This is a genomic window from Aeromonas sp. XH, assembly GCF_033348475.1.
Taxonomy (GTDB): domain Bacteria; phylum Pseudomonadota; class Gammaproteobacteria; order Enterobacterales; family Aeromonadaceae; genus Aeromonas; species Aeromonas sanarellii.
This window is the reverse complement of the sequence record NZ_CP137630.1, coordinates 2,861,903-2,884,587: the sequence shown is the minus strand read 5'-3', so window position 1 is coordinate 2,884,587 and position 22,685 is coordinate 2,861,903. Positions and strand designations below refer to the sequence as shown.

At 64.9% G+C, this 22,685-nt stretch carries 19 protein-coding genes; 10 read left to right on the top strand and 9 right to left on the bottom strand.

What is annotated here, in order from left to right; all coding sequences use genetic code 11:
* Positions 1-454: 454 nt before the first annotated feature.
* From trpA to R2B70_RS13195, 6 genes are all read right to left on the bottom strand, one after another.
* Complete coding sequence (gene trpA, locus R2B70_RS13220; protein ID WP_183149699.1) at positions 455-1,261, bottom strand: tryptophan synthase subunit alpha; 807 nt, start codon at positions 1,259-1,261, stop codon at positions 455-457.
* Positions 1,258-2,451 (bottom strand): tryptophan synthase subunit beta, encoded by a 1,194-nt coding sequence (trpB, locus tag R2B70_RS13215; protein ID WP_041214833.1) that lies wholly within the window; start codon positions 2,449-2,451, stop codon positions 1,258-1,260. The genes trpA and trpB overlap by 4 nt, the downstream gene beginning before the upstream one ends.
* A gap of 188 nt (positions 2,452-2,639) precedes the next feature.
* Positions 2,640-4,145, bottom strand: coding sequence for a bifunctional indole-3-glycerol-phosphate synthase TrpC/phosphoribosylanthranilate isomerase TrpF (gene trpCF / locus R2B70_RS13210; protein WP_318161701.1), 1,506 nt, complete (start codon positions 4,143-4,145; stop codon positions 2,640-2,642).
* On the bottom strand, positions 4,145-5,158 hold the full coding sequence (gene trpD / locus R2B70_RS13205) for an anthranilate phosphoribosyltransferase (protein ID WP_010673697.1): 1,014 nt from the start codon (positions 5,156-5,158) through the stop codon (positions 4,145-4,147). Before trpD ends, trpCF begins: the two co-directional genes overlap by 1 nt.
* A 10-nt stretch (positions 5,159-5,168) precedes the next feature.
* Entirely contained in the window at positions 5,169-5,768 is a 600-nt protein-coding gene (locus R2B70_RS13200; RefSeq protein ID WP_039039194.1) for an aminodeoxychorismate/anthranilate synthase component II, read from the bottom strand.
* On the bottom strand, positions 5,761-7,395 hold the full coding sequence (locus R2B70_RS13195) for an anthranilate synthase component 1 (RefSeq protein WP_318161700.1): 1,635 nt from the start codon (positions 7,393-7,395) through the stop codon (positions 5,761-5,763). The genes R2B70_RS13200 and R2B70_RS13195 overlap by 8 nt, the downstream gene beginning before the upstream one ends.
* Before the next feature lie 435 nt (positions 7,396-7,830).
* Between R2B70_RS13195 and rnm the strand changes: the two genes are divergently transcribed.
* The 7 genes from rnm to tesB all read left to right on the top strand — a co-directional run bounded on the left by rnm (position 7,831) and on the right by tesB (position 13,737).
* Complete coding sequence (gene rnm, locus R2B70_RS13190) at positions 7,831-8,712, top strand: RNase RNM (protein ID WP_318161699.1); 882 nt, start codon at positions 7,831-7,833, stop codon at positions 8,710-8,712.
* Between the two features lie 130 nt (positions 8,713-8,842).
* Positions 8,843-9,463 (top strand): L-threonylcarbamoyladenylate synthase, encoded by a 621-nt coding sequence (locus R2B70_RS13185; RefSeq protein ID WP_042074643.1) that lies wholly within the window; start codon positions 8,843-8,845, stop codon positions 9,461-9,463.
* Positions 9,456-10,334, top strand: coding sequence for a segregation and condensation protein A (locus R2B70_RS13180; RefSeq protein ID WP_209794930.1), 879 nt, complete (start codon positions 9,456-9,458; stop codon positions 10,332-10,334). The genes R2B70_RS13185 and R2B70_RS13180 overlap by 8 nt, the downstream gene beginning before the upstream one ends.
* Positions 10,335-10,427: 93 nt before the next feature.
* Positions 10,428-11,120, top strand: coding sequence for an SMC-Scp complex subunit ScpB (gene scpB / locus R2B70_RS13175; protein WP_216990630.1), 693 nt, complete (start codon positions 10,428-10,430; stop codon positions 11,118-11,120).
* Positions 11,113-12,036, top strand: a complete 924-nt coding sequence (gene rluB / locus R2B70_RS13170) for a 23S rRNA pseudouridine(2605) synthase RluB (RefSeq protein WP_042074648.1) — start codon at positions 11,113-11,115, stop codon at positions 12,034-12,036. Before scpB ends, rluB begins: the two co-directional genes overlap by 8 nt.
* A gap of 211 nt (positions 12,037-12,247) precedes the next feature.
* The gene (locus R2B70_RS13165) at positions 12,248-12,619 is read left to right on the top strand and encodes an endonuclease domain-containing protein (RefSeq protein ID WP_318161698.1); all 372 of its coding nucleotides are present in this window, start codon (positions 12,248-12,250) and stop codon (positions 12,617-12,619) included.
* Positions 12,620-12,873: 254 nt separating this feature from the next.
* Positions 12,874-13,737 carry an acyl-CoA thioesterase II gene (gene tesB, locus R2B70_RS13160; protein WP_318161697.1) on the top strand — a complete coding sequence of 288 codons (864 nt, stop codon included), beginning with the start codon at positions 12,874-12,876 and terminating at the stop codon, positions 13,735-13,737.
* A gap of 64 nt (positions 13,738-13,801) precedes the next feature.
* On the opposite strand, the gene R2B70_RS13155 is transcribed toward tesB, so the two are convergent.
* The 3 genes from R2B70_RS13155 to R2B70_RS13145 all read right to left on the bottom strand — a co-directional run bounded on the left by R2B70_RS13155 (position 13,802) and on the right by R2B70_RS13145 (position 16,583).
* Entirely contained in the window at positions 13,802-14,980 is a 1,179-nt protein-coding gene (locus R2B70_RS13155) for a dicarboxylate/amino acid:cation symporter (protein WP_042074654.1), read from the bottom strand.
* Positions 14,981-15,285: 305 nt separating this feature from the next.
* Positions 15,286-15,855 (bottom strand): class I SAM-dependent methyltransferase, encoded by a 570-nt coding sequence (locus R2B70_RS13150; protein ID WP_318161696.1) that lies wholly within the window; start codon positions 15,853-15,855, stop codon positions 15,286-15,288.
* A gap of 86 nt (positions 15,856-15,941) precedes the next feature.
* Positions 15,942-16,583 (bottom strand): TetR family transcriptional regulator, encoded by a 642-nt coding sequence (locus R2B70_RS13145; RefSeq protein WP_209794927.1) that lies wholly within the window; start codon positions 16,581-16,583, stop codon positions 15,942-15,944.
* Between the two features lie 155 nt (positions 16,584-16,738).
* On the opposite strand from R2B70_RS13145, the gene R2B70_RS13140 reads away from it, so the two are divergent.
* The 3 genes from R2B70_RS13140 to R2B70_RS13130 are packed head-to-tail and all read left to right on the top strand — an operon-like array spanning position 16,739 to position 22,486.
* On the top strand, positions 16,739-17,923 hold the full coding sequence (locus tag R2B70_RS13140; protein WP_042074658.1) for an efflux RND transporter periplasmic adaptor subunit: 1,185 nt from the start codon (positions 16,739-16,741) through the stop codon (positions 17,921-17,923).
* 17 nt (positions 17,924-17,940) lie between these two features.
* Complete coding sequence (locus R2B70_RS13135; protein WP_318161695.1) at positions 17,941-21,090, top strand: efflux RND transporter permease subunit; 3,150 nt, start codon at positions 17,941-17,943, stop codon at positions 21,088-21,090.
* Positions 21,083-22,486, top strand: a complete 1,404-nt coding sequence (locus R2B70_RS13130) for an efflux transporter outer membrane subunit (protein ID WP_318161694.1) — start codon at positions 21,083-21,085, stop codon at positions 22,484-22,486. Before R2B70_RS13135 ends, R2B70_RS13130 begins: the two co-directional genes overlap by 8 nt.
* The last annotated feature ends 199 nt before the right edge of the window (positions 22,487-22,685 follow it).

Genomic DNA, 22,685 nt, shown 5'->3' with positions numbered 1-22,685 from the left:
CGCAGTTGGTACAGGGATGTACCATCTGCGGCGTTCCGTCCGACCCAGAGAGCGAGATGAGGGAATCCGCCGTAGGCGGGCGGCTTGGCGGGGGAGAAGACTTTTGGTGACTTTGGGTCTTTCCAAAGTCACTCGCCCCAGCCCGAAGGGCGGGCGAAACCCCGTCGAGGGCAGAGCCCTCGCATACTGCGTGGCAAAGCCACGCCATCAGGGGCATCCGCAGGATTGGGAGTTCGGATTAACTCCACCCGGATCGCGAACGTCCGAATACGCTGCGCTATTCGAACCTACGATTCGATAACGCCGGGGGATTATGGGTTCCCTCACCCTGACCTTCTCCCAAGGGGAGAGGGGATAAAGACGCTGGGAGCGGCAACAAGCAGGAAATAAAAAGGGAGCCTATCAGGCTCCCTTTCCGCACTCACGGCTAATGGCATTTGGCCCATACCGTCCCTTATCGATTGGTCGCGGCCTTCATCCCTTCCACAAACTCCTTCAGGCGGGTCAGCATATGCTCCGGGTTCTGGTGGTGGGTCTCGATGATCTTCACCACGGCGGAGCCGGAGATGGCGCCGGCGGCGCCAGCGGTGATCGCTTCACGCACCTGAGCCGGTTCGCTGATGCCAAAGCCGAGCAGGGCGGGAGGGGCGTTGAACTCGCGCAAGGTATTGATCAGCCCCTCCACCGGCATGCCGGCCTTGGTCTCGGCACCGGTCACGCCGGCGCGGCTCACCAGATAGGTGTAACCGGAGCCGAGCTCGGCAACGGCCTTGAGCGTCTCGGCATCGCCGTTGGGCGGGGCGATAAAGATGCTGTCGATGCCGAACTTGTCGGCGGCCGCCTTGTAGGGTTCGCACATCTGCACCGGCACGTCGGCCACCAGCACGGAGTCCACCCCTGCCTGCTGGCACTTCTCGTAGAAGCCGTCGATGTGGCGCACATAGACCAGGTTCGCGTAGACCAGGAGGCCAATGGGCAGCTGCGGGTACTTGGCGCGGATGCGGGCGAGCAGGCCGAAGCAGTCGTCCGGGGTGGTGTGGCTGGCAAAGGCACGCAGGGCGGCGCCCTGAATGGTGGGGCCGTCTGCCACCGGATCGGAGAAGGGAATGCCGAGTTCGAGGGCGTCGGCGCCCCCTTCGACCAGGGCATCGACGATGGCCAGGGACAATTCGGGGGTGGGGTCACCCAGCATCACGAAGGGCACGAAGGCGCCCTGATTGGCCTTGTCCAGACGGGAGAAGAGTTGTGCGTAGCGATTCATGACAAGGTTCCTTCTTTTTCAAAGATGTCGGCAACGGTGAAGATGTCTTTGTCGCCACGGCCGGAGAGGTTGACGATGAGCACCTGCTCTTTCTCGGGTTCGCTGCGGGCCATCTTGAGGGCATGGGCCAGGGCGTGGGAGGACTCCAGCGCGGGTATGATGCCTTCGGATTTGGCCAGCTCCTGGAAGGCGTCCAGCGCCTCCTTGTCGGTCACCGAGGGGTACTCGGCGCGGCCGATGGCGGCCAGGTGGGCGTGCTGGGGGCCGACGGAGGGGAAGTCCAGCCCCGCCGAGACGGAGTAGGACTCCTGGATCTGGCCCTGGTTGTCCTGCATCAGGAAGGAGTGCATGCCAAAGAAGACCCCCTTGCTGCCGTGACCGAGCGGCGCACCGTGCTCGCCGCTCTCGATGCCGTGACCACCGGGTTCGACCCCGATAAGGCGCACGGAAGGCTCATCGATAAAGTCCGCAAACATGCCGATGGCATTCGACCCGCCGCCGACGCAGGCGATCACCGCATCGGGCAGGCGCTCTTCTTTTTCGAAGCACTGGGCCTTGGCCTCTTCCCCGATCATCTTCTGGAACTCCCGCACGATAGTGGGGAAGGGGTGGGGGCCGGCGGCGGTGCCGAGCAGGTAGTGGGCGGTTTCATAGTTGGCAGCCCAGTCCCGCAGCGCCTCGTTGCAGGCATCTTTGAGGGTGCTGGAGCCGGAGTGCACCGGGATCACGGTGGCGCCCATCAGCTTCATGCGAAACACGTTTGGCTTCTGGCGCTCGCAATCCTTGGCCCCCATGTAGACCCGGCACTTGAGGCCGAGCAGGGCGCAGGCCAGCGCCGTCGCCACACCGTGCTGACCGGCGCCGGTCTCGGCGATGATCTCATGCTTGCCCATGCGCTTGGCGAGCAGGGCCTGACCCAGCACCTGGTTGGTCTTGTGGGCGCCGCCGTGCAGCAGATCTTCACGCTTGAGGTAGAGGCGGGTCTTGGTGCCCTTGGTCAGATTGCGGGTGAGGGTGAGCGGGGTCGGGCGACCGGCGTACTCGGTCAGGAGCGCCTGAAACTCGGCGACGAAAGCCGGATCATCCTTGGCATCGACAAAAGCCTTCTCCAGCTGGAGCAGGGCGGGGATGAGGATCTGGGGCACATACATGCCGCCAAATTCACCAAAAAACGGATTGAGCAGGGTCATGGTTATCTTCCTTTACATTCTGCAATTGAGATCAGGTATGAGCCTTGTCGGGCTGAGGCGTATGGCTGGGGCACATACATGTCATCGACGAAATTCACCAAAAAACGGGTTGAGCAGGGTCATACATTATTCCTTGTGCTTATGGGCAAACGCAGTTCATTAATTCGTTGAATGAGTCACGGGGGCGCTCACAGTTGACGCAAGGCGCCAAAGGCGGCCGCCAGCTTGTGCGCATCCTTCCTGCCCGGGGCGCTCTCCACCCCGGAGTTGAAATCAAGGCCGAGACAGCCCACCCGGGCGGCCTCGAGGGCGTTGTCGGGGTTGAGGCCCCCCGCCAGCATCAGCCGGGCTTTATCGAGGTGGGCCAGCAGGGTCCAGTCGAACGCCTGACCGGTGCCGCCGCTCTGGCTGCCAACTTTGGTATCAAGCAGCAGGCGATCCGCCGGGTAGTCGAGGGTGGGCAGGGGCTCGCCACTTGTGACTCCAACCGCTTTCCAGATCTGGCAGCCTGCCGGCAGCAGGGGGCGCAGGGTCTCGACATAGGCGGCATCTTCATCCCCGTGCAGTTGCACGGCGGCGAGCCCCAGCGCATCCACCGTCTTGGCGATGGTGGCGGGCTGGGCATTGCGAAACACCCCGACGTAAGAGAGCGGCGCACCCGCCATCACGGCGCGGGCGGCGGGAATGTCCACGTAGCGCGGGCTTTTCGCCACAAAGATGAGGCCGCCGAACACGGCCCCCGCCTGATGGGCGGCGGCGGCGTCCTCGGGACGGGTCAGGCCGCACACCTTGTTCTGGCCGAGCACGAGCTTGCGCACCGCGGCCTCCAGATCCGGCTCCGCCATGAGGGAAGAGCCCACCAGGAAGCCCTTGGCGTGGTGGCGCAGGGCCGCCACCTGGGCGCGGTGGTTGATGCCGGATTCGCTGATCACCACCCGATCCCCCGGGATCCTGGCCGCCAGTTGCCGGGTGCGGGCAAGATCGACGCTCAAATCCCGCAGATCCCGGTTGTTGATGCCAATCACCGGGGCGCCGAGGTCGATGGCGCGGGTCAGCTCCTCCTCGTTGCTCACCTCGGTGAGCACGCCCAGATCCAATTCTTTCGCCACTTTGAACAGGGCGCGATACCCCTCGTCGGTGAGCACGGAGAGCATCAAGAGGATGGCGTCCGCCTGATAGTGGCGGGCCAGATAGACCTGATAGGGGTCAATCATGAAGTCCTTGCAGAGCACCGGCTGCTGGACGCGGCCCCGTACCCGGGGCAGGAAGGCGAAATCCCCCTGGAAGAACTTCTCGTCCGTCAGCACCGAGATGGCGGTGGCGTAGTGGCCATAGATGTCGGCGATGGCCTCCGGGCTGAAGTCGTTGCGGATCAAGCCCTTGGAGGGGGATGCCTTCTTGCACTCCAGAATGAAGCGGGTGGAGCCTTGGCGCAGATCCCCCTCGAAGTCCCGATCGCTTGGGATCAGCGCGTCCTGGAAGCTCGCCAGGGGCTGGCTCTCCTTGCGGGCGGCGACCCACTCCTGCTTGGCCGCCACGATCTTGCCGAGAATGGTCTGGCTGATGGAGGCCATGTTCAGAAAGGCGTGGGGAGCAATGACATCTGACATCTCGTTATCCTTGCGAAGCTGGCTGTTGCCCGTCGGGCGTTCTGGGTGAGTGCCCCTGGGGCACGCTGTGGTGGTGGCTGACATCATGCCTCCTGATGGCTAAGGGTGGCGAGATCCCGGGCGAGGAGGGCGGCCTGGCCGCTTGCCAGCACCGCCAGCACCCGGGCGGCGGCCTGCCGAAAGTCCGGGGCCTCGCCCGCCATCACCAGCAGCGGCGCCACGTTGGCGGCGATGGCGGCGTTGTGGGCCGGGCTGCCGCGCCCTTCCAGGATGGCGGCGGTGATGGCGCGGTTCTCCTCGGGCTCACCGCCCTGGATGGCGCTGACCGGGTAGGTGTCGAGGCCAAAGTCCGCCGGGGTGAGCAAGTACTCGCGAATTTCGCCATCGCGGATCTCCGCCACCTGGGTCGGGCCGTGGATGGCAATCTCGTCGAGGCCGGCGCCGTGCACCACCATACCGGTTTTCAGGCCGAGTGCCAGCAGGGTTTCGGCGATGGGGCGCACCAGCTCGGGGGCATAGACCCCCATCAGCTGGAAGCTGGGGCGGGCCGGGTTGATGAGCGGCCCCAGCACGTTGAACAGGGTGCGGGTCTTGAGGGCCTGGCGCACCGGCATGGCGTGGCGTACCCCGGCGTGGTACTGGGGGGCGAACAGGAAGCAGACCCCGAGCTCGTCCAGGCAGCGGCGGGCCTGGGCCGGGCTCATGTCGAGCTTGATCCCCATCTTGTCGAGCAGATCGCTCGACCCCGACTTGCTCGAGACCGAGCGGTTGCCGTGCTTGGCCACTTTCAGGCCGCAGGCGGCGGCCACCAGGGCCGAGGTGGTGGAGACGTTGATGGTGTTGAGGCCGTCCCCTCCGGTGCCGACGATGTCGCAGAAGGCATAGTCCGGGCGCGGGAAGTCGCGGGCTTCGGCCAGCAGCGCCTCGGCGGCGCCGGCGATCTCCTCCGGGGTCTCCCCCTTGATCTTGAGGGCGGTCAACAAGCTTGCGAGGACGATGGGATCCACTTCACCACGAACCACCTGGCCGAAGGCGTCGCGGGCGGCGTCGCGGGTGAGAGACTGACCCTGATAGAGGGTGTTGAGATGTTGATGCATGGTCTCTTCCTTACCGCACGTGGCTTTCTGGACGGGTGACATGGGCGAGGGCCTGGGTGAGCAGGCGGGCCCCTTCGCTGGTCATGATGGATTCCGGGTGGAACTGGAAGCCCAGCACCCGCTCGTCACGCTGCTCGATGGCCATGGGCATGCCCTGATAGTGGGCAATCACCTGCAACTCTTGTGGCACATAGGTGGCCACCAGGGAGTGGTAGCGGGCCACCGGCAAGGGGCTCGGCAGCCCCGCGAAGGCGCCATGGCCGTTGTGCTCGATGAGGGAGCGCTTGCCGTGGACGATTTCCCCCGCCGCCCCGACGGTGCCGCCGTAGGCTTCGCACAGGGCCTGATGACCGAGACAGATGCCGAGGATGGGCACCCGGCCCCGGGCCAGCTTGATGAGGTCGATGAGGCAGCCCGCCTCATGGGGGGCGCCCGGCCCCGGGGAGAGCACCAGCACGGCGTCCCCTTCGCAGGCGTCGATCTCCTGCATGATGCGGCTCGCAGGCAGGCTGTTGCGGTAGATGCGCACCGGGTAGCCCAGGGTGCGGAACTGGTCGACGAGGTTGTAGGTAAACGAGTCGAAGTTGTCGAGCAGGAAGATGTTAGTCATGGCTCACGTCCTTGTGTTGTTCCTGCTGGGCGCTGAGGGCCTGCAGGGAGGTGCCATGGCTGGCAGCGATGGCGGCCAGCACGGCCGCCGCCTTGGCGCGGGTCTCGTCTGCCTCGGCCTGGGGTTTGGAGTCATAGACCACCCCGGCGCCGGCCTGGACATGGGCGACCCCCTCTTTCACGAAGGCGGAGCGGATGACGATGCAGGTGTCCATTTCCCCTGCGCCGTTCAGGTAACCCACGGCGCCGCCGTAACTGCCGCGACGCTTGCCTTCCACCATGCGGATAAGCTCGCTGGCGCGCAGCTTGGGGGCACCGGTCAGGGTGCCCATGTTCATGCAGGCCTGGTAGGCGTGCAGGGCGTCGAGGTCGGCGCGAAGGGTGCCCACCACCCGGGAGACCAGGTGCATGACGTGGCTGTAGCGATCCACTTTGAGCAGATCCTTGACGTAGCGGGTGCCGGGGGCGGAGATGCGGGCGATGTCGTTGCGGCCCAGATCCACCAGCATCAGGTGCTCGGCCACCTCTTTCTCGTCCTGGCGCAGCTCCAGCTCGATGCGGCCGTCCAGATCCAGGTTGATGCTGCCATCCGGGTTGAGGCCGCGGCGGCGGGTGCCCGCGATGGGGTACATCTCCACCTGGCGGCTGCCCGCACAGAACTTGACCGCGCTCTCGGGGGAGGCGCCAAACAGGGTGAAGCCCTCGTCCTGCACGTAGAACATGTAGGGGCTGGGATTGGTCTGCTTGAGGCGGCGATAGGCGGCCACGGGGTCGGGGCAGGGGAGGGAGAAGCTGCGGGACGGCACCACCTGGAAGATGTCGCCACGGCGGATGAAGCCCTTGAGCTTCTCGACCTCGGCGCAGAACTGCTTGTCCCCCTTGTCGACGGCGAGGGCGCCGGTCAGCGGCACCGTGCCCTGCGGTGCAGGCAGCGGCTGCTGACAGGCCTGCTTGAAGGACTCGAGGCGAGCGGTCAGGCGGGCGTAGCGCGCGTCCAGCTGCTCATCCCCTTCGCCGCCGAACAGGCAGGCCAGCAACTGGGTGCTCTGTTTGATGTGATCGATGGTGATCAGGGTCTCGGCCACATAGAAGCAGTAGTCGGGGCAGTCGTTGCTCCCTTCCGGCACCTCGGGCAAGTCTTCGAAGGAGGCGATGAGGTCGTAGGCGAAGCTGCCCGCCATGAAGAGGGCCTCTTTGCCCTGCTGGCATTGCAGCTCCCGCTGCAGGGTGCGCAGCACGTCCAGCACGCTGCTGCCCTTGAGGCGACTGTCTTCGTCAAGCTCCCGATCGGACGCCGGGAAGTCGAGGTGCAGCTCGTCCGCCACCCGGATCTGGGTGATGACGGCGGGCAGGCGCTGCTCCAGCAGGCGCAGCAACTGCACCCCGTTGTCGCCGAGGGGGCGCACCTGCACGGCGCGGCCGCGGCACTCGATGCGCAGGCAGGCGTCCACCAGCAGCAGGCTCTGGGTGCCGGCCTTGGAGTCGATCTCCACCGATTCCAGCAGCAGGTTGTTGGGTCTGTCCTGGCAGAGCCGGGTATAGAGTGCCAGGGGGTCTGTCACATAAGGGGCATTGAGCCTGATGGTATCGAATTCGCCCAGGGGCAAACGGGTCTTGTTGCCTGTCATAGTGACTTCCCTTGCGTGTGCTGTGTGTTACCGATGTTCATGACGTTGATTACCTTGATAAATGCCTTGAAAATTAACGGGTTATGGAGAGATTGGCTCAAGGCCGCCATCGCCAGGTCAGGGTGCTTGTCTGAATTGTCGGTTTCATCACAGGTCCATTTGCCGGATAATAAAAAAGCCCGCTGGGGTCAGCGGGCTTTTTCTTTGGGTTCTTAACTTGCTGTCAATTTACAGGTACAGCAACGACCACACGCCCGCATGTCAGGGAGTGTGCCACCACCAGATGGTCAGGATGGAAGTCGCTTGCATGATAGAGTCCTGTAAAAAGATGTTTGCAATGAAGTGCCTACAGAAAACGATAAAGCCGCGGCCAAGTCAAGTCGCTTTTTTGCCAGCCTTTTCCAGGCAGGTCCCGAACAAGAGCGAAACACGCCGATGAGATTCGATCTTCATTGCCATACCACTGCCTCCGACGGGGTGTTGAGCCCCGCCGACCTGGTGCGCCGCGCCGCCGAGAAGGGGGTGGAGGTGTTAGCGGTCACTGACCATGATACCCTCGCCGGGCTTGACGAGGTGCGCCAGACCATAGCCGCCGAGCAACTGCCGCTGCGACTGGTGAGCGGGGTCGAGATCTCCACCGGGTGGGAGCATCACGAGATCCACATAGTGGCCCTCGGGGTGGATGAAAAAAATCCGCAGCTGGTCGCCTTCCTGGCCGGTCAGCGGGCCCGCCGGGAGGCGCGCGCCGAGGAGATAGGGCGCCGTCTGGAGAAGTGCCTCATCCCGGGCACCTATGAAGAGGCCAAGGCGCTTGCCGGTGACGCCGCCGTGACCCGGGCCCACTTCGCCCGGGTGCTGGTGGCGCGCGGGGTGGCCGACAACATGCAGAAGGTGTTCAAGAAGTACCTGAGCCGGGGCAACAAGGGCTATGTGCCCGCCGAGTGGCCCGAGATGGGGGAGGCCATCGCGGCCATTCACGGCGCAGGCGGGCTGGCCGTGTTGGCCCACCCGAGCCGCTACGATCTCACCGCCAAGTGGATCAAGCGGCTGCTGGTGGCCTTCAAGGCCGCAGGAGGCGACGCCATGGAGGTCTCCCTGCCCCAGCAGAGCCCCCAGGAGCGGGCGAATCTCGGTCAGTGGGCCAGGGAGCATGATCTCTATATCTCGGTGGGGTCCGATTTTCACTTCCCCTCCAACTGGACCGAGCTCGGCCGCCACCTCTGGCTGCCCAAGGAGGGGATGCCGCTCTGGCTCGGCCACCCAGGGCACTTCGGGCTGACCCCGGAGGAGCATGCCGGCCTGCTGGCCAGCCGCTGAGGGCAATCCGGCGGGAGAGCACCTTTGATGCGGGCGAGTCTGCGTCAAACAGGTTAAGGTAGTGTCATGGGCCAAGGGGCCCTTGATCATGAAGCGGGCAACGAGCGTGCCCCTATCGCGAGAAGAGCATATGAGTCAGCATTTTTACGTACATCCGGACAATCCCCAGGTTCGCCTCATCAGCCAGGCGGTGCAGATCCTGCAAAACGGCGGCGTCATCGTCTATCCCACCGACTCCGGTTACGCCCTGGGCTGCCAGATGGGCAACAAGGATGCCCTGGAGCGCATCTGCCGCATCCGCCGCATTGAGCCGAACCACGACTTCACCCTGGTGTGCCGGGATCTCTCGGAGATCTCCACCTATGCCAAGGTGGACAACACCGCCTTCCGGCTGGTCAAGAACAACACCCCAGGGCCCTACACCTTCATCTTCAAGGCCACCAAGGAGGTGCCGCGCCGCCTCATGAACGAGAAGAAGAAGACCATCGGCATCCGGGTGCCGGCCAACAACATAGCGCTGGCCTTGCTGGAGACCCTCGGCGAGCCGCTGCTTTCCACCACCTTGATCCTGCCGGGCTCCGAGATGGCGGAGTTCGACCCCGAGGAGATCGCCGACAAGCTCGGCAAGCAGCTGGATCTGGTGGTCAACGGGGGGTATCTGGGCGAGCAACCCACTACTGTGGTGGACTTCTCCGACGACGAGCCCGTGCTGCGTCGCCGCGGTGCCGGGGATCCGACGCCGTTTGAGTGATCTTGCCGAGCCCGTGCCCGAGGCGCTGAGCGCACCGGGCACGACGGGGGAGGCCTCCCTTCCCCCGCCCATCGCGACCGTGCTGGGGCAGCCCTACCATGAGCTGCCCCAGGACTTGTTCATCCCCCCAGATGCGCTGGAGGTGTTTCTCGACACCTTCGAGGGGCCGCTGGATCTGCTGCTCTACCTCATCCGGCGTCAGCAGCTCGACATCCTGAACCTGCCTATCCTGCAGATCACGGCCCAGTACATGGAGTACGTGGAGCTGATGCAGGGGCTCAATCTGGAGCTCGCGGCCGAATACCTGCTGATGGCGGCCTGGCTGGCGGAGATCAAATCCCGCCTGCTGCTGCCCAAGGCCCCGGAGCTGGAGGATGAGGAGGAGGGGGAAGACCCGAGAGTCACCCTCATTCGTCGGCTGCAGGAGTACGAGCGCTACAAGCTGGGGGCGGAGCGGGTCAATGCCCTGCCGAGGGTGGAGCGGGAGATCTTCGTCGCCTCGGCCTTGCCGCCGGATTTCGGCGCCCTGAAGCCGCTGGCCCCCGATGTTTCACTGGTTGAGCTCGCCCTTTACATGCAAAGTGTGGTAAAACGCGCGACTCATTTTGAACATCACCAGATCCGTCGCGAGCAGATCCCGACCCGGGTGCGGATGGCGGAGATCCTCGCCATGCTCTCCCTGGGCCAGACCCTGCGCCTGGAGCAGGTGCTGCGGGCCGAGGAGGGACGCATGGGGGTGCTGGTGACCTTCCTGGCCCTGCTGGAACTGTGCAAGGAGCAGCTGATCTGGATCCTGCAGGCGGAGCCCCTGGGCCCCATCCATTTTGCCCTGGCAAGCCAGGAGGAGGCGGCGCATGAGCATGTGCACTGAGCGGCCGCTCACGGCCATGGGCACAGCCCGGGAGGCCTGTCGTGGCGCTGCCTGCTTAACGGCTCAAGGCCCTGACTCTGGGAGGAGTGCTCAATGGCGCTGCCCGCTGAACGGCTGAAGACCCTGATCGAGGCGGCGCTCTTCGTGGCGGGCCGTCCCCTCACGGTGAACGAGCTCAAGGCCGGGGTGCTCTCGGATTACCCGGTCACCGGCCGCTACGTCCAGCTGCTGCTGGCGGAGCTCAGGAAAGACTACGAGACGCGGGGGGTCGAGCTCAAGGAGGTGGCCTCCGGCTGGCGCTTCCAGGCCCGTCAGGAGTATGCCGAGGAGTTGTCTCGCCTGTGGAGCGAGCGGGCGCCCCGTTATTCCCGCGCCGTGCTGGAAACCCTGACCCTGATTGCCTATCGTCAGCCCATCACCCGGGCCGAGATAGAGGCCATCCGCGGGGTGGCGGTGTCGAGCCAGATCGTCAACACCCTGAAAGAACGTGGCTGGGTGCGCAGCATAGGCCACAAGGAGGTGGCGGGTCGCCCCGAGCTGCTCGCCACCACCCGGGAATTTCTGGACTATTTCAATCTGCGGAGTCTGGAACAGCTTCCCGAGCTGGATCCCGAACTGCAGACCCCCTTGTCGCTCATGCCGGGCGAGGGCGGTGACGGTCAGCCTCTGGTTGGCCGTCCTGAGCATGAAGATGGTGGGGAGGCCAATGGGGCCTTCGCACAAGAACCAAGGTTGTCCGCGATGTCGGCGGGCAGCGATCAACAATCAGGTAACCCCGATGAGTGAAAAACTGCAAAAAGTATTGGCCCGCGCGGGTCAAGGCTCCCGTCGTGAGATGGAGGCCCTGATCACCGCAGGTCGGGTCAGCGTGGACGGCAAGGTCGCCACGCTGGGGGATCGCGTCGAAGTGAACGCCGTGATCCGGGTGGATGGCCACCAGGTCAAGACCCGCGCCGCAGAGGAAGTGATCTGCCGCGTGCTGGCGTACCACAAGCCCGAAGGGGAGATGTGTACCCGCCACGATCCCGAGGGTCGCCCCACCGTGTTTGATCGTCTGCCCAAGATGGACGGCGCCCGCTGGATCGCGGTCGGTCGTCTCGACGTCAACACCTCGGGTCTCTTGCTGTTCACCACAGACGGCGAGCTGGCGAACCGCCTGATGCACCCGAGCCACGAAGTGGAGCGGGAATATGCGGTGCGGGTCTTTGGCGAGATCACCGAAGCCATGCTGCAGCGCCTGCGCAAGGGCGTGCAGTTGGAAGACGGCATGGCCAAGTTCAACAAGATCAAGCCGGCCGGCGGCGAGGGGCTGAACCAGTGGTTCAACGTCACCCTGACCGAGGGCCGCAACCGGGAAGTGCGCCGCCTGTGGGAATCCCAGGAAGTGCAGGTGAGCCGCCTGATGCGCATCCGCTACGGCGACGTCACCCTGGATCGCGGTATCCCCCGCGGTGGCTGGCAGGAGCTGAAGCTCCCCGAGGTGAACTACCTGCGCGGCCTGGTGAATCTGCCGAACGAGACCGAGTCCAAGGTGGATCTGCAGCAGGATGGCAAGGCCGGTCGCCACAAGCAGGCCGCCCAGATCCGTCGCGCGGTCAAGCGCCACAAGGAGATGCAGGGCAAGGAGCCGCGCGCGCGCAGCACCACAGCCCGTCGCAAGCCGACCTCCTCCACCCGCAACTCCGGCACCGGCAGCAAGTAAGCCGTCGCCGCCGCCCTGTCGGCCTGGAACAACCCAAGCCCGCACCTTATGGTGCGGGCTTTTTGTTGCCTGTTCCCGCCGGGCTCCTTGAGACTCAATCGCACGGGGAGAGAAAGGGCCAGACAGGCTCCTCCCCCTCAGAGAGGGGGAGGCCGGGAGGGGGTGGCTGTGGTTTACGCTGAAATAGTTTGTAGCCATAAGGAGTACAACTATGAGCGAGAGGCCTGTCCGTATTTTCAACCGTGAGGCCACACTGGACAAACGACGTGAACAAAGAGGCAATCCAACAGAGCCCGAGCGGCGACTGTGGCAGCTGCTGCGGGCTGGGCAACTGGGGGTCAAGTTTCGTCGCCAACAGGGCATTGGCCCATACATTGCCGACTTTTACTGTCCCGAGCGGTTATTGGTGATAGAGGTCGATGGTGACAGCCATTTCGACGAGCGAGGCTTGAGCCATGACAAGCAACGGGATGCCTATATGGCGGCCCTGTCGTTGACGGTACTGAGATTTAGCAACAGGGAGGTGATGCAAAATCTACCCGGAGTGGTTGTATCGATTCGGGCATGGCTTGATCACGTCTGACCCCACCCCAGCCCTCCCCTTGCCAGGGGAGGGGGCAAGAGTCGCCCCCTTGTGGGGAGGTGGTCAGTATTCTCCTCCCCTTGGTGAAGGGGAGGCCGCTAGAGTTGCTTCTTGGTGGGGAGGTGGCTGATATTCTCCTCCCCCTTATGAAGGGGGAGGCCGGGAGGGGGTTGCTGCTGTGGGATGTGGATCAGGATGGTTGCCCTGCCGGGACGGGCTTGTTAGCCTTTCCCGCACTGATACAGGAGAAACCAATGAGCAAGGTACTGGATGAGCTGCTGGCACTGCTGGCGCTGGAGAAGATCGAGGAGGGCCTGTTTCGGGGCCAGAGCCAGGATCTCGGATTGCGATCCGTGTTTGGCGGACAGGTGATGGGGCAGGCCTTGTCAGCCGCCAAGCAGACGGTCGCAGTCGATCGCCAGGTGCACAGCTTCCACTCCTACTTCCTGCGCCCAGGCGATGCCAACAAGCCCATCGTCTACGACGTGGAGAACATCCGCGACGGCCAGACCGTCTCCACCCGCCGGGTCAAGGCGATCCAGGGCGGCAAGCCCATCTTCTACCTCAACGCCTCCTTCCAGGTGGAGGCCGAAGGCTTCGAGCACCAGGCCAGGATGCCCGAAGGCATTACGCCTCCCGAGCAGCTCAAGAGCGAGCTGGAGCTGGTGCGCCCCTACGAGCAGCTGATCCCGGCGGCCCTGCGGGACAAGATCCTGTGCGAGAAGCCCATCGAGATCCGCCCGGTGACCCTGGTGGACCCCATCCGCCCGGACGTGCACGAGCCCCTGCGCTACACCTGGTTCAAGGCCAACGGCCCTGTGCCGGACGATCAGCGGGTCCACAACTACCTGTTGGCCTATGCCTCCGACTTCCACTTCCTGTTCGCCGCCCTGCAGCCCCACGGGGTGTCGTACTGGGAGCCGGACATGCAGGTGGCCACCATAGATCACTCCATGTGGTTCCACCGGGAGTTCAGGCTGGACGACTGGCTGCTCTACGTGGTGGACAGCCCGAGCGCCAGCGGCGGCCGGGGCCTGGTGCGCGGCCAGTTCTTCACCCGCGACGGTGTGCTGGTGGCCAGCACCATGCAGGAAGGGGTGATCCGCCGCCGGGGCTGACAAGCCGGCACTAGGCAATAAAAAACGGGAGCCATCGGCTCCCGTTTTTTATTGGCCTGAGTGATCAGGCGGCATCCTGCTCGGGGAGCGGGGCGCCTTGGTCGCGTTGGGCGAAGCGGTCGGCCCAGAGGGCGATGACGCCGTCACCGGTGACGTTGCAGGCGGTGCCGAAGCTGTCCTGGGCCAGGTAGAGGGCGATCATCAGGGCGATGGAGGCCTCGCCGAAGCCGAGCATGGAGGTGAGCAGGCCGAGCGCGGACATGACGCCGCCCCCCGGGGCACCGGGAGCGGCGATCATGATGACGCCCAGCATCATGATGAAGGGCAGCATGGTGTCATAGCCCGGAATGGCCAGGTGTTCGGAGAGGAACATGACGGCGGTGGCGCAGGTCACCAGCGTGATGGTGGAGCCGCACAGGTGGATGGTGGCGCACAGGGGCACGGTGAAGTTGGCGATGCCCTCGCTCACCCCGTTGCGCTTGCTGGCCTGCAGGGCCACCGGGATGGTGGCGGCGCTGGACATGGTGCCCAGCGCGGTGAAGTAGGCGGGCAGCATGTTCTTGATGAGCATGGCGGGGGAGCGCCCCAGGGCCAGTCCGGTGCCGACGAAGAGCACGCAGAGCCAGATCCAGTGCATCAGTATGGCCATCACCAGCACCACGCCGAAGGTCTTGAGGGTGGCGAAGACGGTGCCTTCCACCGTCATCTCGACGAAGACGCCGGCGATGTAGAAAGGCAGCAGGGGAATGATCACGCGTGCCAGCAGGCGGTCGATGATGTCACGACCCTGATCGGCGACCCGGCGCAGGTCGGTGGCCTGGGTGGCGCTGATGCCGATGCCGAACACGAAGGCGGCGGCCAGGGCCGACATCACCCCGAACAGGGGCGGGATCTCGAGATTGATGTAGGAGGCGAGCTTGATGGCGGCTTGCGCCGTGGGCTCGGCGGCCGTGGTCAGGCGCGGGATCAGGTGGCTCGCCACGGTGAAGGCGAACAGGCCCGCCAGTATGGTGGAGCAGTAGGAGAGTCCCACCGTCTTGCCCAGCAGCTTGCCGGAGTTCTTCGGCAGGCTGGCGATGCCGCTCATGATGAAGAAGAGGATGATGAGCGGAATGGTGAAGGTGATGAGCTGGCCTATCACCGTCTTGGCCGTGAACAGCACCCGAGCGACCCATTCCGGGGCATAGAGACCGAGCAGCAGACCGGCGAGGATGCCGGCGATCAGGTTAAGGACGAGTTTCATGGGGGAATCCAAGTGTTGGTGTCTGTGTTGTGATTAAATAATGATTTTGATGGCGCTTTTTAACACAAACTCCGCATCTTGTCTGTCTTGCGCTGGTTAATGTGGCGTTAAATTTTGATGTTGAGGGTTTTTATCGCGTTTTGAACTGGAGCGTGGCGGCCTCTGGACGCAGTGCCAGGGCCGCAGGAAGCAATGCATGCACCCAACGCCCCTTCATCCTGTCTTCGCTGCGTCAGCGCCCGAGCCGCGGGGAACAGAGCGGGCTACCTGCGGCCCCTCATCCTCTCTTTGCTGCGCTCAGCATCTCAGCATCTCAGCAGCAATGCGTGCAGCCAGCGGCCGTTCGCCCCATCCTCGCTGCACCAGTGGCGGTGCAGCGTCAAGGGTAGGGGGGTGACGAGGCGAAGCAGCCCGGCCTCGTCGAGCCGGGTCAGCAGGGGATACGCCTGGGGCGGCCCGCTGGCCGGCGACTCGCCATCGGCATGGGGGAAGGAGCAATAGAGGGGCCCCCCGGCCTTGAGGAGGGCGGCGAGGTGCCGGAGCACCGGAGCTATCTCCTCCCCGGGCAGGCAGGGCAGGGAGGCGCTGGCCCAGATGCCGTCATAGGGGACGACGCTTCGCATCTGCTCGAAACGGCAGACCCGCACCGGCTGGCCGCAAAGGCGCGAGGCGGCCGCCGCCTGCGCCCGGCTCGCATCGAAGGCGGTCACCATCAGCCCCCGCTCCCGGAAGAGGCGCAGATCCTCACCCGCGCCGCAGCCGGCCTCCAGCAGGTGGCCTCGCGCGGGCAGCAGGGCGAGGAAGGGGGCATGGGCCCCGGCCACGAGGGCGGGACGGGTATCTGGGCTCGGGGTTGGGGTGTGGGGCGCTATCATGGGCTCATCTCTGCGGTGGGCGGCTACTCTAGCAAATTCGCCCCCGACTGTTCAGCCCCGATGAAAGGGTATCTGCGCCCGGGCCATCAGGCTTGCCGGCGCAGCGGGAGGGGGGCGCTGGCGATCAGACCGAACAGGGTGTCGAGCAGGGTGTCCGACTCCCGGATCAGGTCGATGCGATCGGGGAAGTGCAGCCAGTTGATGATGTAGCCGTCCAGGGTGCAGTGCAGCAGGGTGGTGGCGCGCCGCAGATCCAGCCCCTGGGGCAGCTGGCCGTGGCGCACCGCATTGGCCAGGGTGATCTCCAGATCCCGGAAGAAGTTGATGGACTGCTGGCGCATGTGATCCCGCAGGGCACTGGCCTCCCCTTCCAGGGCCTCCAGGCTGAAGATGATGGTGAACATCTGCTGGTGGGCGGGCTCTGTGCCGATCTTGACCATCACCTCCTTGAGGAAGATCCGCAGCTTGCCGAGGGGGTCCGGCTCCGCTTCGTCGACGCAGGCGTCGAGCTGGTGGGAGAGGGGGGCGCACAGCTCCTCCCACAGGGTGACGAACAGTTCCTCCTTATTCTTGAAGTGCCAGTAGATGGCGCCCCGGGTGAGATCCGCAGCCTTGGCGATGTCGGTCAGGCTGGTCCTCGCCAGCCCTTGCTGGCAGAAGAGATCCAGCGCCGTGCTCATGATGTGGCAGCGGGTCTGTTGTGCCTCTTCTTTGGTGCGTCTGGCCATGGGCTCGGTTCCTGTCGATCAGTGAAAAAAGTTTCTTACATACATTCGTGAATGTATGTATATTGCCTCATCTTCGCCATTTTACCAACAGGCACCTTATAAACCCTGTGGTTTTGTCGTTTTTTATTTTGTTGAAACAGAGGCTCAGAGACTTCATGCATAAACATATTCTCGCACGTTCGGTCGGCCTTGCCTTGCTGGCAAGTGGCCTGCTGGCAGGCTGTGGTGACAAGGGAGAAGCCCAGCAGGCCATGGAGATGCCTCCCGCCGCCGTGGACGTGGTCACCCTTCATACCGCCCCGCTGCAGCTCATGTCCGAGCTCACCGGTCGCACCGCCCCCCTGCGGGTGGCCGAGGTGCGTCCCCAGGTGAACGGCATCATCCTCAAGCGCCTGTTCACCGAGGGCAGCGACGTCAAGGCCGGCCAGCTGCTGTACCAGATCGATCCCGCCGTCTATCAGGCCGCCGTCGCCAGTGCCAAGGCGAACCTGGCCAAGGCCGAGGCCAACGAGCGCAGCGCCCGCCTCAAGGCCCAGCGTTACGCCGAGCTGGTGAAGGTAAAGGCCATCAGCCGTCAGGAGTATGACGACGCCGATGCCACCTGGAAACAGCAGGTGGCCGAGATCGGCGCCGCCAAGGCGGCCCTGCAGAGCGCCAACATCAACCTGGCCTATACCCGCATCACGGCCCCCATCAGCGGCCGCATCGGCAAGTCGGCGGTGACCGAGGGGGCCCTGGTGACCGCCCAGCAGGCCGCCAGCCTCACCACCATCTCCCAGCTCGATCCCATGTATGTGGACGTGCGCCAGTCCACCGCCGACCTGCTGCGCCTCAAGCGCCAGGTCGCCGCGGGCAAGCTGACCCAGGGCGAGCAGGACGGTGCCAGCGTCAGCTTCCAGCTGGAAGATGGCAGCCAGTACGGCCAGAAAGGCTCGCTCCAGTTCTCCGACGTGACCGTGGACGAGACCACCGGCATGGTGACCCTGAGGGTGATAGTGCCGAACCCGGATCAGCTGCTGCTGCCCGGCATGTTCATGCGCGCCACCCTGCAGGAGGGCGAGCGCCCCGAAGGCCTGCTGGTGCCGCAGACCGCGGTGACCCGCACGCCCAAGGGCGGGGCCACCGTCATGGTGGTGACGGCGGACAACAAGGTGGCGCTGCGCGAGGTGCAGGTCGGTCGCATGTCCGGTGACAGCTGGGTGGTGGAGTCCGGCCTCGATGCCGGCGAGAAGGTGATCGTCGCCGGCCTGCAGAAAGTCAAACCCGGGGCTGCGGTGGCGCCCACTGAACGCGCCAGCAACACAGTACAGGCTCAGCAGACCCCGGCAACCAAGCAGTAGGATGGAGTAGTCGCCTCATGGCACGATTTTTCATAGATAGACCCATTTTCGCCTGGGTGATCGCCCTGGTGATCATGCTGGCCGGGGCCATGGCCATCATCAGCCTGCCGGTGGCCCAGTACCCGACCATAGCCCCGCCGGCGGTGGGCATCTCCGCCAGCTACCCGGGGGCCTCCGCCAAGACGGTGGAAGACTCGGTCACCCAGATCATCGAGCAGAACATGACTGGGCTGGATCACCTGCTCTACATGTCGGCGCAGTCCGATTCGTCCGGCAATGTCAGCGTGACCCTCACCTTCAAGCCGGGCACGGATCCCGACATCGCCCAGGTGCAGGTGCAGAACAAGCTGCAGCAGGCCATGTCGCTGCTGCCCCAGGAGGTGCAGCAGCAGGGGGTGCGCGTCCAGAAGACCTCCAGCAGCTTCCTCATGGTGGCCGCCTTCATCTCCACCGATGGCAGCATGACCAACGACGATCTCGCCGATTACGTGGTGGCCAACATCAAGGAGCCCCTGAGCCGGCTGGACGGGGTGGGTGACATCACCCTGTTCGGCAGCCAGTACTCCATGCGCGTCTGGCTGGATCCCCACAAGCTCAATCGGGTGCAGATGACCCCGGCCGACATCCAGACCGCCATCAAGGCCCAGAACGCCCAGGTCGCCTTCGGCAAGCTGGGAGGCACCCCTGCGGTGAGCGATCAGCAATTTACCGCCACCATCATGGGCCAGACCCGGCTCTCCACCGTGGAGGAGTTCAACAACATCCTGCTGCGGGTGAACCAGGACGGCTCCAAGGTGCTGCTCAGGGACGTTGCCCGGGTCGAGCTGGCCGGCGAAAGCTATGACGCCACCGCGCTCTACAACGGTCAGGCCACGGCGGCGGTCGCCATCAAGCTCGCCACCGGCGCCAACGCCCTGGACACCGCCGAGCACGTGCGCGCCAAGTTGGGCGAGCTGTCGGCCTACTTCCCGGCCAACATGGAGATCGTCTACCCCTACGACACCACGCCGTTCGTGAAGATCTCCATCGAGGAGGTGGTGCAGACGCTGATCGAGGCCATCTTCCTGGTGTTCTGCGTCATGTATCTGTTTCTGCAGAACTTCCGGGCGACCCTGATCCCGACCATCGCCGTGCCCGTGGTGCTGCTCGGGACCTTCGGCGTCATGGCGGCCTTCGGCTTCTCCATCAACACCCTGACCATGTTCGGCCTGGTGCTCGCCATCGGTCTGCTGGTGGATGACGCCATCGTGGTGGTGGAGAACGTGGAGCGTCTGATGAGCGAGGAGGGGCTCTCCCCGCTGGAGGCGACCCGCAAGTCCATGACCCAGATCACCGGCGCCCTGGTGGGGATCGCCCTGGTGCTCTCGGCGGTGTTCGTGCCCATGGCCTTCTTCGGCGGCTCCACCGGCGCCATCTATCGCCAGTTCTCCCTGACCATAGTCTCGGCCATGGTGCTCTCGGTGCTGGTGGCTCTGATCCTGACCCCGGCGCTCTGTGCCACCCTGCTCAAGCCCATGAAACACGGCGAGTTCGGTGCGCAGCGCGGCTTCTTCGGCTGGTTCAACCGCTTCTTCGACACCAATGCCAACCGCTACCAGAACGGCGTGCGCAAGGTGATCAAGCAGGGGACCCGCTACGGCATCATCTACGTCGCCATGCTGGCGGTGCTGGCGGTGCTCTTCATGCGCCTGCCCACCTCCTTCCTGCCGGAAGAGGATCAGGGGGTCATCATGTCCATGGTGCAGCTGCCGGTCGGCGCCACCAAGGAGCGTACCGAGGTGGTGCTGGCCGAGATGCGCGACTACTTCCTCGAGAACGAGAAGGAGAACGTGGACTCCGTGCTGACGGTGGCGGGCTTCAGCTTCGCCGGTAGCGGCCAGAACAGCGGCATGGCCTTCATCAAGCTCAAGGACTGGAGCGAGCGGCAAGGGGAAGAGCGCAGCGCCAACGCCATCATAGGCCGCGCCATGGGGTTCCTGTTCAGCATCAAGGAAGCCCAGGTGTTCGCCTTCAACCTGCCTCCCATCCCGGAGCTCGGCACGGCCACCGGCTTCGACTTCTTCCTGCAGGACCGCGGTGGTCTGGGTCACGAGAAGCTGATGGCGGCCCGCAACCAGTTGCTCGGCATGGCGGCGCAGGATCCCAACCTGGTGCGGGTGCGCCCGAACGGGATGGAAGACACCCCCCAGCTCGACATCAAGATCGACTATGAGAAGGCGCTGGCCCAGGGGCTCTCCATCGCCGACATCAACAACACCCTGTCGGCGGCCTGGGGCTCCTCCTACGTGAACGACTTCGTCGACAGAGGCCGGGTCAAGAAGGTCTACCTGCAGGCGGATGCACCGTTCCGGATGAACCCGGAAGATCTGAAACTGTGGTACGTGCGCAACAGTGCGGGCCAGATGGTACCCTTCTCCGCCTTTGCCAGCACCGAGTGGAGCTATGGTTCGCCTCGCCTCGAGCGCTACAACGGCGTCTCCGCCATGGAGATCGTCGGTGAGGCGGCCCCGGGCAAGAGTACGGGCGACGCCATGGCGGCCATCGAACAGATGGTGAAACAGCTGCCGGAGGGTATCGGCATCGAGTGGACCGGCCTCTCCTTCCAGGAGCGTCAGGCTGGTTCCCAGGCGCCGGCGCTCTACGCCATCTCGCTGCTGGTGGTCTTCCTCTGTCTGGCGGCCCTCTACGAGAGCTGGAGCATTCCGTTCTCCGTCATGCTGGTGGTGCCGCTCGGGGTGTTGGGGGCCATCCTGGCCGCCACCCTGCGCGGGCTCGAGAACGACGTCTACTTCCAGGTGGGCCTGCTCACCACGATCGGGCTGTCGGCCAAGAACGCCATCCTCATCGTGGAGTTCGCCAAGGAGCTGCACGACAAGGGGATGAAGCTCGGGGATGCGGTGGTGGAGGCCTCGCGCCAGCGTCTGCGCCCCATCCTGATGACCTCGCTCGCCTTCATCCTCGGCGTGTTGCCGCTGGTGATCAGCACCGGGGCCGGCGCCAGCAGCCGCAACGCCATCGGCACCGGCGTGATGGGGGGGATGATCAGCGCCACCGTGCTCGCCATCTTCTTCGTGCCGCTGTTCTTCGTGCTGGTGATGCGCTACTTCACCGAGCACCAGAGCGCCGAGGAGCGCATCACCCACGCCAAGGAGATCAACCATGGCTAAGACTCTGATCGCCCTGAGTGTGACCCTGCTGCTGGGGGCTTGCTCCATGGCCCCCGACTACCAGCGCCCCGAGCTGCCCCGAGGGGCCTCCTGGCAGGACAATCTGGCCACCAAGGGGGAGCTTGCCCCCTGGCGCCAGCAGTTCCAGGACCCGGCCCTGCAGACGCTGATCGGCACGGCACTGGACAACAACCGGGATCTGCGCCTCGCGGCCCTCAACGTCGAGGCCTATGAGGCGCAATACCGGATCCAGCGGGCAGCCCAGTTGCCGACCCTGGCCGCCAGCGGCTCTGGCACCCGCCAGCAGGGATCCGACGATCTCAGCGCCGCGGGGCAGGGCACCATCAGCAGCCAGTACGGCGCCGACATCGGCATCACCGCCTATGAGCTGGACCTGTTTGGCCGGATCCAGAGCCTCAAAGATCAGGCGCTGGAGAACTACCTGGCGCAAGTCGAGACCCGGCGCAGCACCCAGATAGCGCTGATCGCCTCGGTGGCGAACGCCTACTTCACCCTGCTGGCGGATCAGGAGCTGCTGGCCCTGAGCCAGGCGACCCTGGTCACCGAGCAGGAGAGCTACGCCCTGACCCAGCACAAGCACCGGCTGGGGGCCGCCTCCGAGATGGAGCTGGCCCAGGGGCGCACGGCACTCGAGAACGCCAGGGTCAGCCAGGCGCAATACCAGCGCCTGGTGAAACAGGACAGAAACGGCCTGGCCCTGCTGCTTGGCACCGAGGTGCCCGTGCTGGCGACGCAGCCGGCCACCCTGGCCGAGGTGAAACTGGCGCCGATCCCGGTGGGGGCACCCTCCAGCCTGCTGCAGCAGCGCCCGGACATCCTGGCGGCGGAGCACAGCCTGAAGGCGGCCAACGCCAATATCGGCGCGGCCCGCGCCGCCTTCTTCCCGACCATCTCGCTCACCTCGACGGCGGGCACCGCCAGCAACCAGCTGAGCGGCCTGTTTGACGGCGGCACCGGCACCTGGACCTTCATGCCCCAGATAAGCCTGCCCATCTTCGACGGTGGCAAGCGCGTTGCGGATCTGGACGTGGCGGAAGTGGGCACCAGGCAGGCGGTGGCGAGCTACGAGAAGAGCATCCAGACCGCTTTCAAGGAGGTCGCGGACACCCTCGGCGCACAGGCTGACTACCAGCAACAGCTGCAGGCCCAGCAGGCGCTGGTGGAGGCGAACCAGACCTACTTCAGGCTGGCGGAGGTGCGCTACGAGCAGGGGGTGGACAGCTATCTGACCCGCCTCGATGCCCAGCGCACCCTGTTCAGCGCCAAGCAGGGGCTCATCAGCACCCGGCTCGCCCAGCTTGGCAACCAGGTCGCCCTCTACAAGGCAGTCGGCGGCGGCTGGCAGGCCCCCGAGGAGGAGAAGCCTGCCGGCTGACGCGGGCAGGAGAAAGGAGGTACTGTCGGTGTCGACAAGCACGGGGCGAACCATCTGGTTCGCCCCGTTTCTATGTGTGCTGCCGCCCCGCAAACCGCACATCGGCGACGGAAGAGGTGGCGCGGGATGGCCGCTCACCAAGTCCGGGAATGAGCCCGCACCAGCGCTCTCGATATTGTGCGTCTGACCCTACCGTCAT

What these genes read in the sequence shown, in the direction of transcription:
- trpB (WP_041214833.1), bottom strand. Translation starts at nt 2,451, where the DNA reads ATGACCCTGCTCAATCCGTTTTTTGGTGAATTTGGCGGCATGTATGTG.
- tesB (WP_318161697.1), top strand. Translation starts at nt 12,874, where the DNA reads ATGAGCAAGGTACTGGATGAGCTGCTGGCACTGCTGGCGCTGGAGAAG.
- R2B70_RS13130 (WP_318161694.1), top strand. Translation starts at nt 21,083, where the DNA reads ATGGCTAAGACTCTGATCGCCCTGAGTGTGACCCTGCTGCTGGGGGCT.
- R2B70_RS13165 (WP_318161698.1), top strand. Translation starts at nt 12,248, where the DNA reads ATGAGCGAGAGGCCTGTCCGTATTTTCAACCGTGAGGCCACACTGGAC.
- scpB (WP_216990630.1), top strand. Translation starts at nt 10,428, where the DNA reads ATGGCGCTGCCCGCTGAACGGCTGAAGACCCTGATCGAGGCGGCGCTC.
- trpCF (WP_318161701.1), bottom strand. Translation starts at nt 4,145, where the DNA reads ATGTCAGCCACCACCACAGCGTGCCCCAGGGGCACTCACCCAGAACGC.
- rluB (WP_042074648.1), top strand. Translation starts at nt 11,113, where the DNA reads ATGAGTGAAAAACTGCAAAAAGTATTGGCCCGCGCGGGTCAAGGCTCC.
- R2B70_RS13200 (WP_039039194.1), bottom strand. Translation starts at nt 5,768, where the DNA reads ATGACTAACATCTTCCTGCTCGACAACTTCGACTCGTTTACCTACAAC.
- trpA (WP_183149699.1), bottom strand. Translation starts at nt 1,261, where the DNA reads ATGAATCGCTACGCACAACTCTTCTCCCGTCTGGACAAGGCCAATCAG.
- R2B70_RS13135 (WP_318161695.1), top strand. Translation starts at nt 17,941, where the DNA reads ATGGCACGATTTTTCATAGATAGACCCATTTTCGCCTGGGTGATCGCC.
- R2B70_RS13195 (WP_318161700.1), bottom strand. Translation starts at nt 7,395, where the DNA reads ATGACAGGCAACAAGACCCGTTTGCCCCTGGGCGAATTCGATACCATC.
- trpD (WP_010673697.1), bottom strand. Translation starts at nt 5,158, where the DNA reads ATGCATCAACATCTCAACACCCTCTATCAGGGTCAGTCTCTCACCCGC.
- R2B70_RS13185 (WP_042074643.1), top strand. Translation starts at nt 8,843, where the DNA reads ATGAGTCAGCATTTTTACGTACATCCGGACAATCCCCAGGTTCGCCTC.
- R2B70_RS13145 (WP_209794927.1), bottom strand. Translation starts at nt 16,583, where the DNA reads ATGGCCAGACGCACCAAAGAAGAGGCACAACAGACCCGCTGCCACATC.
- rnm (WP_318161699.1), top strand. Translation starts at nt 7,831, where the DNA reads ATGAGATTCGATCTTCATTGCCATACCACTGCCTCCGACGGGGTGTTG.
- R2B70_RS13140 (WP_042074658.1), top strand. Translation starts at nt 16,739, where the DNA reads ATGCATAAACATATTCTCGCACGTTCGGTCGGCCTTGCCTTGCTGGCA.
- R2B70_RS13150 (WP_318161696.1), bottom strand. Translation starts at nt 15,855, where the DNA reads ATGATAGCGCCCCACACCCCAACCCCGAGCCCAGATACCCGTCCCGCC.
- R2B70_RS13155 (WP_042074654.1), bottom strand. Translation starts at nt 14,980, where the DNA reads ATGAAACTCGTCCTTAACCTGATCGCCGGCATCCTCGCCGGTCTGCTG.